Annotated in this window: 1 pseudogene; it reads right to left on the reverse strand. The window is 65.9% G+C overall.

Annotated features, from left to right (window positions below):
* A pseudogene (locus tag JK363_RS41795) lies at positions 1-211 on the reverse strand (RNA-guided endonuclease TnpB family protein); the annotation flags it as partial.
* Positions 212-311: the final 100 nt, after the last annotated feature.

Genomic DNA, 311 nt, shown 5'->3' on the forward strand with positions numbered 1-311 from the left:
TCTTGTCGAGCTGAGCCGGTCCGCAGGTCAGCTTCTCGCCGGTGGCCTTCGCGGCCTGGTGGACCTGCTTGGACTTCGCGACGCACTCATTCCACACCCAGCGGCACCGGTCCCATTCGGCTTCGAGTGCGCGCCGGGCCGTCACCGACAGGCGAACACGGAAGGTGTACCGGGCGTGCCCGGCGTTCTCCGTCGTCGCTTCTGTCGTCATGTACCCGAACCTATCCGGGCGGACTGACAGTTGAGCCTTATTGATGTTTGCGGTGTTCCTCACCAGCGCGGATGGCGGACGCCGAATCGCCCGGCGGCGA

Source organism: Streptomyces coffeae (genome assembly GCF_016741875.1).
Classification (GTDB): domain Bacteria; phylum Actinomycetota; class Actinomycetes; order Streptomycetales; family Streptomycetaceae; genus Streptomyces; species Streptomyces coffeae.